Origin of the sequence: Paenibacillus sp. FSL R5-0341, from assembly GCF_037975235.1 — a bacterium.
Classification (GTDB): Bacteria; Bacillota; Bacilli; order Paenibacillales; family Paenibacillaceae; genus Paenibacillus; species Paenibacillus amylolyticus_A.
Genome location: NZ_CP150241.1, coordinates 2,051,957 through 2,070,921, shown reverse-complemented (window position 1 = coordinate 2,070,921; position 18,965 = coordinate 2,051,957). Strand labels below are relative to the sequence as shown.

The following is an 18,965-nucleotide window of genomic DNA, read 5'->3' as shown; positions in this document are numbered from 1 at the left end:
GTTCTAGATTTATCCACTCAATGTCTTCCACCAAGGAAGATGTAAGACCTTTCTAAATTTTGCACCTTCTATGTAATAACATAGTAAAAAGCAGGAAAATATACCTACAATAATGATAGCCTATTCCAACTTCAAAATCCAGAAATTTTTCCCATATTCGACAAATTAAATGCTCCACAAGCGACAGGAGTATCATTTACTTTAGTCCTATAGGCTCCAGTCAACTACCTTAACAGCATCTACCTGATTACCTACCTTAGCACTATCTTCCCAGTGCATTGCCTGATTCGCAGTTTGTAGTGTACCTACGTTCTATCTCTTCGGGTCTCGATAATGCCAGTAATCGTGCTAAGCATCATTTTCTTCTTCTGCGAGGCCGCTGCCTAATTAAGCTTGCGCAGTTTAAAATATGCTGGGGAAACATCTCAAGTTCTTACCACTCAATTCGCTTGTCTTCCACCGTTAGCTTTTTGATCATTTTCTAGAATTCATAACGATTAGACGAGAGTATTTCACCAATATAAGAACATATTTTTTTAAAAGAACGTCGTTTATAAAGGAAGCACAACAATTCGATTAGTTTAAAATAGTTCCATAAATAAACCATATAAACATATGGAGCTTTGGACGCTCCTTGACTTATGCATAAATATTTTTGTCTTTTCAGCGCACCACTAATTTAAACCACAAAAAACCCAAGCGACATTAGCGCTTGGGCTTCTAAAAAAACGGTATCTCTGCCGTTTATGTGTATGTTTGGTGGAGCCTAGGGGGATCGAACCCCTGACCTCATCGCTGCCAGCGATGCGCTCTCCCAGCTGAGCTAAGGCCCCAGGATATAAAATTAACAACTTGTCCAACACTGCTACGTTCCGCAGACGACTCCTATATCATATAAAATCCAGCTTTCGCTGTCAATCACTTTTTGAAGCTTCAAAGTGATTGGAGAAGAACAACCGATTTCACTGGCACACACGGACTGGAACCCCAGACTGCTCTTCTCCCCTTACCCACTTCACTAATCCTCCAGATTGTCTTTGGACAATAGGGATTTTAGTTCTTTCATGAACATATTGATATCCTTGAACTGGCGATACACGGAAGCAAAGCGCACATACGCCACTTCATCGACTGGAAACAGCTGCTCCATCAATAGCTCACCAATCTGGCGACTCTCGACCTCAGCATCGGCTGTATTACGCAAAGACTTTTCTACCTCAGATACCATCATTTCCAGCGTCTCTACAGAGACTGGACGTTTCTCACAGGCTCGAATAAGCCCACGGAGAATCTTGTCCCGGCTGAACTCTTCCCGACTACCATCTTTCTTAATAACGATCAGTGGTGTTTCTTCAATCATCTCAAACGTTGTAAATCTTCTGGCGCACTGCTCACATTCACGACGGCGACGAATCGATTTTGATTCATTAGCCGGCCTTGAATCAAGGACTTTGGTGCCCAGAAAAGCGCAATAAGGACATTTCAAATCAGATCACTTCCCACGTTTTACTTTTTACCACATATTCCCTGTACTCATTTTGTAATGAAAAACGCATTGCCGACACATAATACTTTTACCAACCCGCGAGGAGGTGAACAGCAATGGCACAAAGCAACGGTAACTCCAACAACTTGGTGGTAACTAAAGCTTCCGCAGCCCTCGAACAACTGAAATATGAAGTTGCTCAAGAACTCGGAATCAGCATCCCACAAGACGGATACCAAGGTAACATGACTTCTTACGAGAACGGTTCGATCGGTGGATACATCACGAAGCGTCTGGTAACAATTGCAGAACAGCAATTGGCAGGTCAATACCAATAATATCTGCATCGTATTACGCTACACAGAGGAGCATGGAGCGGCCGGTGAATAACCGGCCTGCTCTGTGCTTCTACTTATATACTTAGAACGTATTATAGATCTTTACATACTGATTATAATAGTAAATGACCCTTTGTACATAGTGACGCGTCTCACCAAACGGAATATCTTTCACCGTATCAAATGAGCCATCCCATACACCATCTCTAAGCCAACTGTTTACTTTGCCTGGACCCGCATTATAGGCAGCGATCATAACCGCTTCATTGCCATCGAATTGATCGGACAGATTGCGCAGATACCATGTGCCTAATTGAATATTTCGTTCAGGCTCGTGCTTCAATTCCTCCAGCGAAGTGTCGGGAATTTTAGCTTGTTCCAGTATCCAGTTCGCCGTGTCCGGCATCAGTTGCATGAGCCCAATGGCACCACGTTTGGATTCCTTGCTTGTCTTAAAATTGGTCTCCACCTTGATAATGGAAGCAATCAGAAACGGATCAACCTCATAACTCTGAGATTGGGCGCGAATCTCTTCCTTATAATGAATCGGATAGAACCATGCCATCCAGTTTGTATTCAGAAATAGCACGAGTACAAAAGACACAAACATCAACAGCAGTACACGTTTCTTGCGTAATATTTTCATAACAAACCCTTACGCTGTAGATATGAGTCAATTTGCTGCTCCGTCGCAGGCCATAGGCCGCTGTTATCGATGACAATGTCTGCAAGCTGCTTTTTGCGCTCAATATCCATCTGTACATCCATCCGGGCTTCAGCCTGTGCCGCAGTCATTCCATCCCGACTCATCAAGCGATCTCGTTGGACTGACCTGGGAACATATACAACCATCACTTCCTCGAAACCATCTTCCAGACCCGATTCGTATAACAAAGGAATATCAGATACCACAAGTTTATCCGGATGTTGCAACGCGTATGCGGCAGCCCGTTCACGCATCTCTCTACGGATCGCCGGGTGTGTGATAGCCTCCAATGCCTTTCGTTCCTCTGGTTGTTGAAAAACAATACTTCCAAGCTTTTTCCGATCCAGTGTTCCATCTTCGTTCAGTATGGCTTGTCCGAACCGCTCAACAGCGGCGGCCAACACGGGATGCCCGGGCATCATAACTTCCCGGGCAATAACGTCTGCATCGATGAGCAACGCTCCCTTACTGGCGAGATAGGCGGAAACACTGCTTTTGCCTGTCGCGATCCCGCCGGTTAAGCCTATATTCATCGTTTCACCTCATAACAGCTTCATTATTCCCATAATCATTAACAATAGTGCTGGCAATACAGACAGTCTTCGCATCCAGCGCAGAGCTGAGAAACGCAGTCCAACCTTCATGCCGAGTGACAAAAACGCCCCACTAAACAGCGCAATAATGAGTGCCGTCCATAGTGTAGGGAATCCCAGAAGTGCCGCTCCCAATCCTGCTCCAAACGCATCCAGAGACAAGGCAATACCAAGCCACATCGCTTCTTGGGCAGATATACTCCCCGAGTTATCCATATCCGCCTTGGAGGGACTGCGAAGGATCTGAATGACGACCCCAAGCTTACGCAGCTCCAGTGTAAATACCATGCGTTCCAGCGATCCACCTGAAGCCGACTGCTCCAGATCTAGCGCAAGCACCTGGTTCCTGCCTTTTGTATCCGTCAGTGTCTCTTGTGTTTCTCCAACTCCAGTTGCTGATGTTTCCGTTCCCTCGTTCGTTCTAGTGTCTGTTTCCAGCTGTTCTTTGCCTTGCTTTCGAATAAGTTGCAACAGTGACCATGCACCAATGCCGATCAATATAACGGCTCCCACAATCGAAGCGATATCCGGTGACACCACATGGGACAACAGCACACCTACTTGCATCGACAAGGCAATAACCAATCCCGAACAGATCGAAATAACAGCGATAGATAACAGGGGAATCTTAGTCCTCCGTAACCCATATGTAATCCCGACTCCAAAACCATCTAAACTAAGCGCCAAAGCAAGCGCCAGCAATGAAATAAAATGATGCAGCACCCCGGATTCCTCCTCTGTGCGGTACTCGTGCCAACTGAAGATGCCAGTATGGGTATACGCCCGCTTATTTCTGCCATATCAGTATATGGAGGGAGGAATCCAAGGGTGCTATGATTTCATTATTTCGTTCATTCAGTTCATGTTCAGCGGCTGACAGTTCGGACAAAAATGCGTACCACGGCCACCAACTACCGTTTTTTCGATTAACGTACCACATGTTGCACACGGCTCTGACTTACGTCCGTAGATCTTCAGTTGATGCTGGAACATGCCCATCTCACCCTGTCCATTCACATAGGATTTGATGGAAGATCCTCCTGCATTCACTGCATCTTGCAACGTTGCCACAATCGCTTCATGCAGCACAATTAACTGAGCTTCGGTCAGTGTCTTGGCAATAGTCTCGGGATGGATGCCTGCGCGAAATAGAGCCTCGTCCACATAAATATTCCCGATGCCGACCACATATGCCTGATTTAACAGTACAGCTTTAATTTTGGTTGTGCGCTTGCCAACCGCCTCACGGAATGCAGTTATTGTAAAGGCCGGATCAAGCGGCTCCAGTCCCAACTTCAGCAAAGGTTTCGATACCAGTTCCTCACCTGCATTGAACAGGTGCATCGTACCGAACTGGCGCACATCCTTATAACGTAATTCCGTACCATCATTAAAATGGAAGATCACATGGGTATGCTTCTCCACATCTTCATGCTGCTCGTACACACCGTATCTTCCTTCCATCCTCAGATGGGAGACAAGCACAAGCCCGTCCAGCAAAATACGCAAAAACTTGCCTCGTCGCTCCACCCCAATAACGGTATGTCCCGCGAGTTCCATTGCAAATGCATCTATGTCGTCCGGCCGCTGAATAATCCGCGGCAAGCTAACGGTAACATGATCAATCGTTTTGCCTACAATAAGTTGATTCAATGTTCTTCTGACTGTTTCGACTTCCGGTAATTCCGGCATGATGTTCTCACCTCCCCTATATTATAACGGAAGATAGCGCTCAGCGGGACCCTTTTCTTATATCGAAAACATGGAAAGGTCTATTGTAAAATACCGGAAAAACCGCACAGCGCTTGATTTATTTCGCTTCGTACCAGTTATCACCAAAGCTGACTTCGGCTTTCAGCGGAACCGACAGTTCCAATGCTTTTTCCATAACCGAAGGTACTAAATCTTTCATCAATTCCAATTCATCGGCAGGCACTTCGAATACAAGCTCATCGTGCACCTGAAGCAACATACGGCTCTTCAAATTGCGTTCCCGCAGCGCTTCATCCATCTGTACCATGGCCAGCTTGATGATATCTGCCGCTGTTCCCTGAATAGGGGTATTCATCGCCGTACGCTCTGCGAAGGAACGCAGATTGAAATTACTGGCGTTAATCTCTGGCAGGTAGCGACGTCGCTCCAACAACGTTTTGACGTAACCATCCTGCCGAGCTTCCTTCACAATGTCATCCATATATCGGCGCACACCCTGGAATACTTCAAAATACTGATCAATAAACTGTGCAGCCTCTTTACGCGTAATGTGCAGATTCTGTGACAAACCATAATCACTTATTCCATACACGATACCAAAGTTAACCGCCTTGGCGGAACGACGCATATCCCCATCCACATCCTCAGGCTTCACGCCAAAAACATCCGAGGCGGTCTTCGTATGAATATCCATATCGTTGACAAACGCTTCCTTCAAGCGCTCATCGTCCGAAATGTGGGCCAGTACTCGCAGTTCAATCTGGGAATAGTCTGCTGCCAAAATGGACCATCCTGGCTCGGAAGGAACAAATACCTTCCGGATTTTGCGACCTTCCTCCATCCGAATCGGAATGTTTTGCAAGTTCGGGAACTGACTGCTAAGCCGTCCCGTTGCAGCAATGGTCTGACGGTAATACGTATGCACCTTGCCATCGCGATCAGAAATCTCTTTGAGTAACCCTTCCACATAAGTGGATTGCAGCTTGGCAAGCTGACGATATTGCAGAATATGCTTGACCACATCATTATAAGGAGCCAATTTCTCCAATACTTCCGCATCTGTGGAGTAACCGGTTTTGGTTTTCTTCACCACTGGCAAGCCCAGTCTATCAAATAAAATCTCACCCAGTTGCTTCGGTGAATTCAGATTGAATTCCGTTCCTGACAGCTTATAGATCTCAGCCATCAACCTGCTGATCTGCTCTTCAAACTCACTGCCCAAGGCTTGCAGATCGGCTGTATTGGCCTTGATGCCCTGTTTCTCCATGTCTGCCAGTATGCGTGACAACGGCATTTCCAGCTCATAGAACAGTGAATTCATCTCATCCGTTTCTAGCACCTGCTCCTGAAGTGGAATAATGGCTGCTACTGCAGCAGCTTTACGGCATAGGAAATCGCCCAAGATCTCCACTTCCGGCACCTTGTACTTGGCTCCTTTACCCATAACGGTGTCATCCTCTACGAGCGAAGGTAGACCATACTTGGTCGTGAGTCCACTAATCGTCTGGTTGGATTCCGTTGGATCAAGCAAATACGCCGCCAGTTGTACATCGAATGACGCACCAGCGAATTCAATGCCATGTGCATGCAGGGCCAGATCTACACGATGAAGATCATACCCGCGCTTAGGCTCCTCTGAATTACCAAGCCATGCCCGCACCGGAGCCGCTGCCTCGGATTGAAGCAATTCGGGAGCGATGAATGTATAGGCTCCAGCAGAACCTACAGCTAGTCCGATCAGTTTCGCTTGGTGTGGGTTATCCCCATGTGTTTCCACGTGGAGTACATCAATGGAATCAAGCGAACTGAACAGCTCACTGATCGTGTCCTCTGTTGCAATGGAGGATTGCACCTCGGCAGCAGGGACCGCTTCTTGTTCAGAACCGATGCTGCCACTGAATGACAGGCGTTCGAGCAAAGATTTGAATTCCAGTTTGGCCAATGCAGGGCCAGCATGTTCTTCTTTTAATCCGGCAAATTGCATATCCTCCCACGTCTGCTCCAGCGGCACTTCGCGGTGAATCGTCGCGAGTTGTTTGCTCATCCGGGCATCTTCGGCGTGGGCCTCGATCTTTTCCTTCATTTTGCCTTTCAGTTCACTTGTGCCGTTCAGCACATCTTCTACCGATCCGAACTGGTGCAACAGCTTCAATGCTGTCTTCTCTCCAACTCCGGGAATCCCCGGAATATTATCGGACGCATCGCCCATCAGACCCTTAAGATCAATGATTTGCAACGGCGTCAGACCATAGCGCTCCTTAATCTGAGCAGGATCATACAGTTCGATATCGGTTACCCCTTTACGCGTCAGCCCGATATGTACATGTTCGGAGGCAAGCTGCAGCATATCTTTGTCTCCCGATACAACGAGCACCTGTCTGCCCGCTTCATCTGCGCGTTTGGTTAACGTTCCGATGATGTCATCCGCTTCGAACCCAGCCAGCTCAAACTGGGCAATGCCAAGTCCTTTCAGCAGTTCTTTGAGCAAAGGGAATTGCTCAGACAACTCTGGTGGTGTTTTCTCCCGTCCGCCCTTGTATTCCTGATACCCTTCGTGGCGGAACGTGATTTTGCCTGCATCAAATGCAACCATAACATGTGTAGGCTTATGCTCTTCAAGCAGTCTCAGCAGCATCGTAGTGAAGCCATATACCGCATTGGTATGCAGACCTTTCGAATTGGTCAAAGGCGGCATTGCAAAAAACGCCCTGTAAATAATGCTATTTCCATCTATGAGAATAAACTTGTCCATTCCAGCACCTCGCGTATCATATGGTCAACCTCTTCAAATTACAACTACTCTCATGATACCATACCCACCTGTCACATCAAAAAGATTAGCCATCTTTTCACATCATTTTTACTCGCAAAAAAGAACCTTCTCCGCAGGCAGCCTGTGCACAGGCCACCCGGGAGAAAGTCCTTCATTTCGGTATTATTGCTATTCTTGCCAAGCATTGATTCCCCAATTCCAAAACAATGCTCTTCCTATTGATTCAGATCCGGACGTTTACCTGTTACCAGGTATACCGTGCTCTCACCAATGTTGGTCGCATGATCGCCAATACGTTCAATGTAACGTCCAACCATCATCAGCAACATAGCCTGAGAAGCCTGATTCGGATGCTCCGTCATTAACGTGTAGAGATCACTGATCATGTGACTGTACAATTGATCGACCTGATCGTCCGTTTGAGCCATCTTATAGGCCAGGTCTGTGTTTTCTTTCAGGAAAGATTCGATGGATTCATCAATCATGGATTTCACGATTTCTGCCATTTGCGGAATATCCACCAGAGGTTTAATCAGTTTCTGTCCATCCATCCGAAGGGTTACCTTCGCCACGTCGAGCGCGAGATCTCCCATACGCTCCAGATCACTGGAAATTTTGAAAGCAACGATGATACGTCTGAGATCCTTTGCCACCGGCTGTTGTGTGATGATCAGTTTAGAGCCAAGTTCCATAATTTTGTCTTCAAGGGCATTCAGATTCGCATCATTCTTGATGATGACCTGAGCTTTCTCCGCGTTCATCGTCTGCAGACTCTCAATGGCACCATCCAGTGCCGCTCCTACATGTTCACCCATTTGCTTGAGCAAGGTACGTAGCTCTTCAAGCTCCTGATCAAATTCTTTTCTGCGAATCATAGATTTCATGTCCTCCTTGTCCATCATCTCCGGGTATGCCGGGATCGTTCCAATTCAGCTCGCTTAACCAAACCTTCCCGAGATATAATCCTCGGTCCGGGAATCTTGCGGTGTGGAGAATAACGTCTCCGTATCAGCTGCCTCCACCACTTCACCATTCAGGAAAAATACCGTACGTCCAGATACCCGTGCCGCTTGGTGCATATTGTGGGTAACCATAACGATCGTATACTTGTGATGCAATTCCTTCACCAGTTCCTCAATCTTCAATGTGGAGATCGGGTCGAGTGCCGATGTTGCTTCATCCATTAGCAGAACGTCAGGCTGTACAGCCAGCGCCCGTGCAATACAGAGACGCTGTTGTTGTCCACCGGACAAACTAAGTGCCGACTTTTTCAATACATCCTTCACTTCATCCCACAGTGCCGCATGGACAAGACTTTGTTCCACCAATTGATCCAGTTCAGCCTTTTGGGTTACCCCGTGCAAGCGTGGTCCATAAGCGACGTTATCATAGATGGATTTCGGGAAAGGATTCGGTTGTTGAAAGACCATGCCAACTCGTTTACGCAGGGTCTCCACTTCAATCTCATTACTGTAAATATCGGAGCCATTCAGCATAACCTGTCCTTCCACACGAACACCCGGAATCATGTCATTCATCCGGTTCAATGTGCGAAGCAATGTCGATTTACCACAACCTGACGGCCCGATGAACGCAGTAACGGTTTTTTCCGGCAGATCCATCGATATATTTTTAAGCGCGTGATGCGTATCATAGTATAAATTAAGATTTTCAATGTGAATGAGGTCCTTCATGGATGTTCACTTCTCCTTCGCTGCAGGGACACTGAAACTCCCTTTACGTTGAGACCGATGCTGATAATGATTCATCGCTGCTCGGCCATCTTTAATATCCTACCCTCTCATTGTAAAAACAGTATCACTTTCATGTTAACGGAATGTAAAAAGACATCCTTAACCTTCATGATCTGCTTGATGGATCAATCTGATTGCTGATGCCTGCCTTATTGATTTGCTTTTATATCACTCACTATCCGCAACCATCTCATCCAGCTTCATTCGAATATGCTCAGCGACTTCTCCAGCTTTTCCGCCTTCCATGGCGATCTCCTCTGCTATACGAGACAAATCTCTCACTGCACTGTTCAGTTGCCGGAACGTTGCTCCCCCAGAGGTCACATGCACTGAACTATTGTCAATTTCGGTTCCGCTTGCCTTAACCAGTTCTACTGTCTGGAGGGTCAACCCACCAATATTCTCAAGCAATGAAGACATGTTGCCTGCAACCTCACGGGTCTGTTTCGCAAGCGCTCGAATCTCACCTGCAACAATTTGAAAGCCTCGTCCGTATTCACCCGCGTGAGCTGCTTCAATGGAAGCATTTAGCGCAAGGAGTCCACTTTGATCTGCCAGGGATCGAATGGAATGTGCCATGCCTGAGCCGGTTTTGATCGAATCCAGCATGTAATCCGCATGTTGTCCTTGGCTCTCCATATGCTGATGTACGCGGTTATAGGAAGCATCGACGTGCTTCAAACTCTCTTCTCCATGCTCGGATAATGCCATGATCTCACGGGCTTCATGTACAGTCTGATTAGCCGCTTGCACCAGCTTGGTGACTGCATCGTTGATTCTGGATATCTCCTGTCTGCTCTCGGTTACTGTACGTATACGCTCTTCCGTAACAGCCTGTTGCAGTCTTCGGGATAGAGACATCACGTCACGCATCGTCAGCACACCGAGCAGTCTGTCTTGTTCCGTAACGAGCAGACAATCATAGAAATGCTGTTCAGTGCGTCCAAGTGCAATATCAATAATCGTTGTGGCTTCCATATGAATATCCGCAATAACCGGAGATGCATTCGCTACTTGTATGACGGGTTTACGGTAGAACAGATCTGCGGCAAAACGACCATTCAACATCCGATATAACGTCTCACGCATCAATAACCCGGTCGGTTTCATCTGCTCATCACATAATACGATGCACGGGTGCTCCTGATCCTGATTCATCATCGTCGCAGCTTCTCCACAGGTTGTATGCACCCCGGCGACAGGAACCTGACGATAATAGTCATGCAAATCGATTACAGGCTCTTCAGCAACAACCCTTACTTCATTATGCTTCATTTCAGGTGTAGTTAATTCTTCATTATGTAAAACAACGAGAGGCTGATCGGGTTTCACTTCGAGCAACATAGGCATAAATGCGCAATCTCCTTTACGTAATAGCTCCGTCTTGAGGTGGGTTATGTAGGTACAAAGTATCACTCAGATAAGTCCATGCTACTCCCTCTACGTAAAGAAAAATCTTCCTTTATGTTAAATGAACGTAAAATAAAACTCCCCGATCATTGCTAACTTGAATGATGGGGAGTTTTTCTTTTGACAACCAATTTATAACCTACACCGCGAATCGAATCAATGTGAACCGATTCCGGGTCTAGCTCCAGCTTTTTACGTAATGAGCTGACGTGAACATCCACGGTTCGTTGACCTCCAATATAATCGAAGCCCCACACCGCGTTCATCAGATCATCCCTTGTGAGCACCACACCTGGCTTTTTGGCCAAATATAGCAGTACTTCAAACTCTTTTGGACGCAGACTGATGGATTGTCCACCCAGTGTCACTTCATACTTCAGAGGATAGATCTCCAGCTCTCCCAAAATAATTCGTGAACCATCCTTGTCCTCAGGCTGTGGTAAATCTTCACCATTGGAATAACGTCTTAATACCGCATCCACTCTGGCTAATAACTCCGATACACCAAATGGTTTGGTAATATAATCATCGGCACCCGATTTCAGCCCCTGTACAACCTCGGCTTCACCGGTCTTCGCCGTCAGAATGATAACTGGTGTACTGACACCCTGAATTCTTAACTTGTTCAGAATGTCCAGACCATTCATACCCGGGAGCATCAGATCCAGTAAAATCAGATCAAATTCCTGAGACAAGGCTCGGTCATATCCTGCTGATCCGTGATCCTCAGCTGTAACGTCATAACCCTCTTGTGTCAGGTTATACGTGAGTAATCTTGATAATGTAGGTTCATCTTCAATAACTAGCAAACGCTGTGCCATGATACCCCTTCTCTCTTCATAGGTTGTCTGTTGCCACAACACTTTTTCTATCATAGCACTAAATTGTTAACGCTGTGTAAAACAATACATACTTTTTACATTTGATACCTGACACCTACATCTCTTCGTCCTGAATGAATGGAAGAATAACATGGAACGTTGTACCCATGCCTAGTTCACTCTCTACAGACAATTTGCCATGATGCAATTCCACCAGATGCTTCACGATGGAAAGCCCAAGACCCGTTCCTCCGGAATTACGGGATCTGCCCTTATCGACGCGATAGAATCGTTCGAAGATTCGCGGCAAATCTTTTTTCGGTATGCCAATTCCCGTATCCGACACCGCAAACACGACTTCCTCATCGTTATCCATCGTCACCTGCAACTTCACCCGGCCACCATCGGGCGTATAGTTGATCCCGTTGGATAAGAGATTGATGAATATCTGCTTCATTTTGTCCTCATCTGCTTCAATGTACAGTTCCTCGGGAACATGCATTTCCAGACGAATCTGCTTTTTCTCCGCCACTTTGGATAAAGTGCCCAGCACCATTTCGAAGAAAGAGTGTACATGAACAGGGGAGCATTGCAGCGGCGCGCGTTTGGATTCAATTTTGGATAACTCCAGAATATCCCCGATCAATCGGTTAAGTCGATCTCCCTCATCATAGATGATTTTCAGGAATGAGCGCTCCGTCTCCTTGTCCTGTACCCCGCCACTGAGCAACGTTTCCGCAAACCCTTTGACCGCGGCAACAGGTGTCTTGAGCTCGTGAGAGACATTCGCGACAAACTCGCTACGCATCGACTCCAGTCTACGGATCGCCGTCACGTCCTGTAAAAGGAACAACATGCCTCGATACCCGCCATCATCTTCGGACATGGGTACCCCATCAATACGAATCAATTTTTCCTCCGGGTTGAATACACTCACTTCTTCATGCATCCGTTCTTTCAGGGCAACACTCTCTTCAATGGTACGGGTTAATTCGTAGTGTCTTTTCAGTTCAGTATAAGGCTTACCTGTAACCTTACCTGCCTGAATACCTAACATACGCTCCGCTTCCCGATTGACCAGTGCAATGGATTGCCCTGCATCGATCATGACAATGCCTCCGGTCATATTCGCCAGGACACTCTGTAGCAGCGCTTCATTGTCACGAATCGTCTTCAGCTGAGACTGCAAGCTGTCTGCCATTCCGTTTATCGCAAGCCCCAGCTGTCCGATCTCATCTCTACGCGTGACGTCCACTCTCGCATCGTATTCCAGCTTGGTAATGCGATGGGCCACTTTCGTAATATGCTCAATCGGCGAGGTTAATCCGCGTGCAACCCGATAACTGACAAACGCGACAATCAGGAACAGCAGTCCCAGTGCAGCAAACATGATCATCCATCCACGCTGAAGCCCCTGATCAACAGCCTGCAAACTCATGGAAAGACGAATATAGCCATCAAATTTGCCGCTCGGAATTTCAATCATGTCACTTTGATCCGAATTCACAGGTAGTGCCACGTACAGCATGTCCTGTCCCAGTGTTTCACTGTAACGTATGGACTGCCCGTATCCATCTCCAACGGCACCCTTAATCTCCTCTCGGTTCAAGTGGTTATCCATCGATGCCGGATCACTCTCGGAATCTCCGATGACCGTGCCATCTTTATTGATGAAAGTTACCCGGGAATCCGTTAGGCGATCTAATTCCAGCGCCCGATCTGAATAATACTTTCGTGTAGCTTGCGAGGTTGGATCACTTGCATCATGGAACGGGAAGGTTGCTTTGAGCAAATTAATCTCGCGCACCATCGTTTGCTCCAGTGCGGTCGTATGCGTAGTCTTAAACACTCTGCCCATCGTATATCCAGCCACAATGACGGATACGCCGATCAGCACCATCATAATGATGGCAAGGCGAATTCGGAACGGTCTCATCTATCTCTTCCTTTATGATCAGATTAATATCTAATGTCTTACTCTACAATGAATCCAGTTCAATTCGATCCCCGCGGGTACCAGGATTGGAAATAACGAGAAACTCCACTTCTTCATCGCTCCGGTTCATCATCTGATGAGGCTCTCCTGGAGGAATCTCAATCCCTTCATGGGGTTCCAGCACAACCGTGTCCCCATTAAGTTCCATACAGGCTTCACCGCTGAGAATAAAAAAGAACTGACGGCTTATCGAATGATAATGTCGGATTTCAGCCGTTCCTGCGGGCATTCGTTCATGAATAATGCTGAGTGTTTCATTTTGAACGAGGTGCCAACCATCGCACTGCCCGCCCCATATATAATGTGCTGCATTTTGTTTGCTCATTTTCATATGACTGTCCTCCTGAAGTAAACTTGCTCGGTCTATCATATCACAGATGACATGGTGACTATTCCCATTCATGAGGAAACATATCGATCTTGACTACAGTCAACTTTAGACAAGGCTAATCCTAAAATATCATGGTTGTATGAAGACTGATCCCGACTTTTGTAAAAAGAAGACTGAGATATTTGATCTTCATCAATTTGCCGAAAATTCGAAATTTATTCGAAATTAGACTGTTTCATGATACAAAGTGTATTCCTATGCTGCTTGGGCTGATGTACAATGTACAGTATACAGATATGCTTTGACTAACATTACAGGCTTGATCATTCTAACCTGACATGGAGACCTGACAATGGAATCGCACATTAATTCATATATAACACTTGTAGCCACTTCAGCTGTGCTGAATGTCTTTTTGTGTTTATATACCTATTTCAGAAGATCCGAGATCCCCAGTTCCAAAGTATTCATTCTCTACACAGCAGCACTCTCCATATATACCTTCGGGTATGCCATTGAGCTGGCCAGCAACACGCTGGAACAGATGAAATTTTGGACCACCGTGGAGTATATAGGCATGCCCTTCTCCGCATCTCTTGGTCTCATCCTGATGATAAAATATACCGGGAGAACGCTATCCAAAAAGGTAACTGCCGCGCTGTTTGTAATCCCTTCCATTACGCTATGTATGGTAGCAACCAATGATTTTCATCATCTTTTTTATAAAAAAGTATGGCTAAGAGAAGATAGTTCGGTACCTCTGATGGATATCGCAGTAGGCCAATGGTATGTTGTACACGGTGCATTCACGTTCTCATGTTTGTTGTGTGCCTGTCTTATTCTGATCGGACAATGGAAACACACCAAGAAGATGTATCGTCGTCAATTACTTACGCTTATCACTTCGCAGATTATTCCCATGGTCGCAGCTTTTTTGTACTTGCTTGGTTTGACGCCAGGCGGCATGGACCCTGTACCGGTGCTCATGTGTATCACATCTGCCATGTATATCTGGGCGATTCTATCCTCTCGTCTCCTGACCATCGTGCCGATCGCCAAGGACAGTATTTTCGAGAGCATGCGTGAAGGTGTTATCGTACTGGATAGTTCCAATCGTCTGGTCGATTACAACCGATCTATGCGTGACATGTTGCCGGAGATTAATCCGACCATGATCGGCCGACCCTTGGATGACATATGGCTTAACCTTGCTGGAGAGACTTTTCCGGTTGAATACGGCAGGGAAGGATTGCAAATGGATCTGTACTGGCAGTTAAATGGAGAGACCGTATGTTATCAGGTCAGGACATCTTACGTGTATAACAAAGATGCGCAGACCGTGGGCAGTCTAATTATGCTCATCGATATAACGGAACAACGTTTCTTGCAAGAACAACTGAAGCAACTGGCTTATTTCGATGGTCTGACTAAAATTTACAACCGTACTCAATTTTTGCATAAAGGTCGAGAAATTTTAAGTGAAGCCCTCCTTAATCTGCAACCTGCCTCATTTATATTATTTGATATTGATCACTTTAAACGCATCAACGATACGTACGGGCATGATGTTGGCGATCAGGCTATCATTCATGTTGTCTCCGTCTGTAATCGTTACCTGAGCCCTGAAATGTTGTTTGCTCGTTATGGAGGAGAAGAGTTCGTGATCGCTCTTCCGAATACCTCCCTCCAGGAAGCCGAGAAACTTGCAGAGCAACTGAGAGTTGCCTTGTTGAATGAACCGCTCGATGTTCAGGGAGTCCCTATTACACTGACCTCAAGCTTTGGTATTGCTCAGTACAATGGAGGTGTGGATTCGCTGGAGTCCTTGTTACGCGACGCTGACACTGCCTTATACGAGTCCAAGCGCAATGGTCGGAATGCAGTTCGTGTCCATGCTGTGAGTACAGTCTAACCAATACTGACCGTGTCTGATGGGGTATGTATGGTGGCATGTTTGATAGCCATCTCTGTAGCTCCAGTTCACATAACCTGACTCTCTGCCGATCTCTTCATCGCAACAACTAAAATAGACAGCCCAAGAGGCTGTCTATTTTTCATTCGTTATAACGTATACACCATCTACACCTTAATCAGCTTGTCCTTGTTGCATGTGCAAACGCTTAACATACCACTAATAATACATTCCGTAATGGTAAATTAAACGGGTTCAACTTAATTAGATCACCTGGCTATTCACCATCAGGTACACCATGATTAGCAAAAATACAGCCAACAGTGTACTGAACATACGGATCTTGCTTTGTTCAGGACCTACATCACGTTTGTTTTTCACACCTTCTGCAGCGAGTCGCAGCGGTTTACCCATAATTCCTCCAATAGCCGCAATAGCCAAGAGCAGAACGACAACGACAGCCATCCAGATATGAGAATACTCACCTTTTGTCATCAGGTAACCGCCTGTTAGAAGTTGAATCACAAGTCCATACTGCGCGACTTTGTTCAAAGAACGTAGCGACGCAAATGCTCCCTCTTGTGCTGCAGCATTCAAAGTACGGATTTTACCGACTACGAATGGCAGAATCAGATAGAACCCCATCGCCAGTGCTCCAACAATATGGAGCAGATACATAATCATTCCCAAAATTTTCATCCTCCTCAACATTTTCGGTGTGCTATACATCACATCCCATTATACTGGGGAACTTATCCAAAGAAAAGAAAACCTCCGGGTTTACCGGAGGTTTTCTCTCTATCACTGTTCAAAAAGTTTTCAAACTTACAGATTTACTACCGAAATGACGTTGCGAACCGAGTCAGCAGATTTATCCAATCCTGCTTTTTCTTCCGCGGTCAGTTCAAGTTCGAATATTTTCTCAATGCCGTTACCGCCCAGAATGGTTGGTACACCGAGGAACAGATCATTATAGCCATACTCACCTTCAAGATAAGCGATCACTGGAATAATGCGTTTCTTGTCCTTCAAAATCGCTTCGGTCATCTGAACGAGTGAAGCCGCCGGTGCATAATAGGCACTGCCGTTACCGAGCAGATTCACGATTTCACCACCGCCAACACGTGTGCGCTGAACGATGGATTCGATTCGGTCTGCCGGAATCAGCGTATCGATTGGAATGCCACCTACGCTCGAATAACGAACGAGAGGTACCATATCGTCTCCGTGGCCGCCAAGAACGAATCCACGAACATCTTCAACAGATACATTCAACTCTTGCGCAATGAAGGTACAATAACGTGCTGTATCCAGAACACCTGACTGACCGATAACACGGTTTTTAGGAAAACCCAGGGTCTGATAAGCAGCATAAGTCATCGCATCCACCGGGTTGCTTAGAATAATGACGATGGAATCAGGGCAATATTTTTTCACATTTTCACAAACGGACTTCACGATACCCGCATTCGTATTGACCAGATCATCGCGGCTCATACCCGGTTTACGGGCGATACCCGCCGTGATGATTACAATCTCAGAACCTGCAGTATCTTCGTAGTTGGAAGTGCCGACGATATGACTGTCAAATCCTTGAACAGGACTTGCTTCCATCATATCGAGTGCTTTCCCCTTCGTCGGGTTCTCCAGTTGAGGAATATCAACCAGCACAACATCCCCGAGTTCTTTTTGGGCAAGCATTAATGCGGTCGTAGCACCGGTAAACCCGGCGCCGACTACTGTGATTTTTTTGCGCTGAATAGTCAAGATTCACATCTCCCCTTACAGGTTTTTAATGATTTGATCCGCGAATTCAGAACATTTCACTTCAGTAGCGCCGTCCATCAGACGTGCAAAGTCATACGTTACTGTTTTATTGTTAATGGATGTTTCCATACCTTTGTAGATCAGGTTAGCTGCTTCTTGCCAGCCCAAGTGCTCAAGCAACATTACGCCGGACAGAATAACGGAACCAGGGTTCACGACATCTTTGTCCGCGTATTTAGGTGCAGTACCGTGAGTTGCTTCGAAGATAGCATGTCCTGTTACGTAGTTGATGTTCGCTCCAGGAGCGATACCAATTCCACCAACTTGCGCTGCAAGTGCATCGGACAGATAGTCACCGTTCAGGTTCAATGTTGCGATCACATCGAATTCACCTGGACGAGTCAATACTTGTTGCAGAGCGATATCGGCAATTGCATCTTTTACGATGATTTTACCAGCATCTTCAGCGGCTTTTTGTGCTGCATTCGCTGCATCTGTACCTTCGTTATCTTTGATGATATCATATTGTGCCCAAGTGAATACTTTGTCAGCGAACTCTTCTTCAGCCACTTCGTATCCCCAGTTTTTGAAGGCACCTTCAGTAAATTTCATGATATTACCTTTGTGTACCAAGGTAACACTCTTACGGTTATGATCAATTGCATATTGAATTGCTGCACGTACCAGACGTTTCGAACCTTCGGAAGAAACTGGTTTGATACCAATACCGGAAGTCTCAGGGAAACGGATTTTGTTAGCACCCATCTCTTGTTGCAGGAACTGGATTACTTTTTTCACTTCTTCAGAACCTTCAGCATACTCGATTCCTGCATAGATATCTTCCGTATTCTCACGGAAAATGACCATGTCTACCAACTCAGGACGTTTAACCGGAGAAGGTACACCGTCGAAATAACGAACAGGACGCAAGCAAGTGTACAGGTCAAGCTCTTGACGCAGGGCTACGTTCAGGGAACGAATACCGCCACCGATTGGCGTAGTCAATGGTCCTTTAATCGCTACGATATACTCGCGAATGGCTTCAAGCGTATCATTCGGCAACCACTCACCGTATGTATCGAATGCTTTTTGTCCAGCAAACACTTCATACCATGCAATTTTTTTGTTGCCATCGTATGCTTTTTCAACAGCTGCATCCAATACACGCTTGGAAGCTTTCCAGATGTCACGGCCTGTACCGTCACCTTCGATAAATGGAATGATCGGGTTACTAGGTACTTGAAGTGTACCGTTATCAATTTGAATTTTTTCGCCTTCAGTTGGGTGAGCAAATTTTTCTAATTTCATAGTTAAATTCCTCCTAGGTTTCATATGTGCAGTATTTATAATACCACTAGTCTTATT

General features: G+C 46.1%; 17 protein-coding genes and 1 tRNA gene. 2 read left to right on the top strand and 16 right to left on the bottom strand.

Annotated elements, in window-relative coordinates:
- Positions 1-757: 757 nt before the first annotated feature.
- A tRNA-Ala gene (locus MKX75_RS09455) sits at positions 758-833 on the bottom strand.
- 185 nt (positions 834-1,018) lie between these two features.
- Positions 1,019-1,486, bottom strand: a complete 468-nt coding sequence (gene nrdR / locus MKX75_RS09450) for a transcriptional regulator NrdR (protein ID WP_062833564.1) — start codon at positions 1,484-1,486, stop codon at positions 1,019-1,021.
- Between the two features lie 116 nt (positions 1,487-1,602).
- Here nrdR and MKX75_RS09445 point away from each other — a divergent pair, with 116 nt between their 5' ends.
- Positions 1,603-1,824, top strand: coding sequence for an alpha/beta-type small acid-soluble spore protein (locus MKX75_RS09445; RefSeq protein ID WP_053783555.1), 222 nt, complete (start codon positions 1,603-1,605; stop codon positions 1,822-1,824).
- Between the two features lie 82 nt (positions 1,825-1,906).
- Here MKX75_RS09445 and MKX75_RS09440 read toward each other — a convergent pair whose 3' ends face one another.
- The 11 genes from MKX75_RS09440 to MKX75_RS09390 form a co-directional block, all read right to left on the bottom strand.
- Positions 1,907-2,470: a lytic transglycosylase domain-containing protein gene (locus MKX75_RS09440; protein ID WP_062833563.1), complete on the bottom strand. Its 564-nt coding sequence runs from the start codon at positions 2,468-2,470 to the stop codon at positions 1,907-1,909.
- The gene (gene coaE, locus MKX75_RS09435) at positions 2,467-3,063 is read right to left on the bottom strand and encodes a dephospho-CoA kinase (RefSeq protein ID WP_062833562.1); all 597 of its coding nucleotides are present in this window, start codon (positions 3,061-3,063) and stop codon (positions 2,467-2,469) included. Before coaE ends, MKX75_RS09440 begins: the two co-directional genes overlap by 4 nt.
- 9 nt (positions 3,064-3,072) lie before the next feature.
- A complete protein-coding gene (locus MKX75_RS09430) occupies positions 3,073-3,888 on the bottom strand; it encodes an MntP/YtaF family protein (protein WP_076330342.1) in 816 nt (271 codons plus the stop codon).
- Positions 3,889-3,978: 90 nt separating this feature from the next.
- Positions 3,979-4,815: a DNA-formamidopyrimidine glycosylase gene (gene mutM / locus MKX75_RS09425; protein WP_339169397.1), complete on the bottom strand. Its 837-nt coding sequence runs from the start codon at positions 4,813-4,815 to the stop codon at positions 3,979-3,981.
- A gap of 118 nt (positions 4,816-4,933) precedes the next feature.
- On the bottom strand, positions 4,934-7,588 hold the full coding sequence (polA, locus tag MKX75_RS09420) for a DNA polymerase I (RefSeq protein WP_339169395.1): 2,655 nt from the start codon (positions 7,586-7,588) through the stop codon (positions 4,934-4,936).
- A 236-nt stretch (positions 7,589-7,824) separates the two neighbouring features.
- On the bottom strand, positions 7,825-8,484 hold the full coding sequence (phoU, locus tag MKX75_RS09415; RefSeq protein ID WP_017689478.1) for a phosphate signaling complex protein PhoU: 660 nt from the start codon (positions 8,482-8,484) through the stop codon (positions 7,825-7,827).
- Positions 8,485-8,547: 63 nt separating this feature from the next.
- A complete protein-coding gene (gene pstB / locus MKX75_RS09410) occupies positions 8,548-9,303 on the bottom strand; it encodes a phosphate ABC transporter ATP-binding protein PstB (RefSeq protein ID WP_036609821.1) in 756 nt (251 codons plus the stop codon).
- Positions 9,304-9,531: 228 nt separating this feature from the next.
- On the bottom strand, positions 9,532-10,713 hold the full coding sequence (locus MKX75_RS09405) for a methyl-accepting chemotaxis protein (RefSeq protein WP_339169394.1): 1,182 nt from the start codon (positions 10,711-10,713) through the stop codon (positions 9,532-9,534).
- 152 nt (positions 10,714-10,865) lie between these two features.
- Positions 10,866-11,594, bottom strand: coding sequence for a response regulator transcription factor (locus MKX75_RS09400; protein WP_062833557.1), 729 nt, complete (start codon positions 11,592-11,594; stop codon positions 10,866-10,868).
- 115 nt (positions 11,595-11,709) lie between these two features.
- Entirely contained in the window at positions 11,710-13,530 is a 1,821-nt protein-coding gene (locus MKX75_RS09395) for an ATP-binding protein (RefSeq protein ID WP_339169391.1), read from the bottom strand.
- Positions 13,531-13,573: 43 nt separating this feature from the next.
- The gene (locus tag MKX75_RS09390; protein WP_145146775.1) at positions 13,574-13,921 is read right to left on the bottom strand and encodes a cupin domain-containing protein; all 348 of its coding nucleotides are present in this window, start codon (positions 13,919-13,921) and stop codon (positions 13,574-13,576) included.
- Positions 13,922-14,273: 352 nt separating this feature from the next.
- Between MKX75_RS09390 and MKX75_RS09385 the strand changes: the two genes are divergently transcribed.
- The gene (locus tag MKX75_RS09385) at positions 14,274-15,833 is read left to right on the top strand and encodes a histidine kinase N-terminal 7TM domain-containing protein (protein WP_339169390.1); all 1,560 of its coding nucleotides are present in this window, start codon (positions 14,274-14,276) and stop codon (positions 15,831-15,833) included.
- Positions 15,834-16,097: 264 nt separating this feature from the next.
- Here MKX75_RS09385 and MKX75_RS09380 read toward each other — a convergent pair whose 3' ends face one another.
- The 3 genes from MKX75_RS09380 to icd all read right to left on the bottom strand — a co-directional run bounded on the left by MKX75_RS09380 (position 16,098) and on the right by icd (position 18,908).
- Positions 16,098-16,523, bottom strand: a complete 426-nt coding sequence (locus tag MKX75_RS09380; protein WP_139331820.1) for a hypothetical protein — start codon at positions 16,521-16,523, stop codon at positions 16,098-16,100.
- Positions 16,524-16,658: 135 nt separating this feature from the next.
- The gene (gene mdh, locus MKX75_RS09375) at positions 16,659-17,600 is read right to left on the bottom strand and encodes a malate dehydrogenase (protein WP_076330336.1); all 942 of its coding nucleotides are present in this window, start codon (positions 17,598-17,600) and stop codon (positions 16,659-16,661) included.
- A gap of 15 nt (positions 17,601-17,615) precedes the next feature.
- On the bottom strand, positions 17,616-18,908 hold the full coding sequence (icd, locus tag MKX75_RS09370; RefSeq protein ID WP_076330335.1) for an NADP-dependent isocitrate dehydrogenase: 1,293 nt from the start codon (positions 18,906-18,908) through the stop codon (positions 17,616-17,618).
- Between the last annotated feature and the right edge of the window lie 57 nt (positions 18,909-18,965).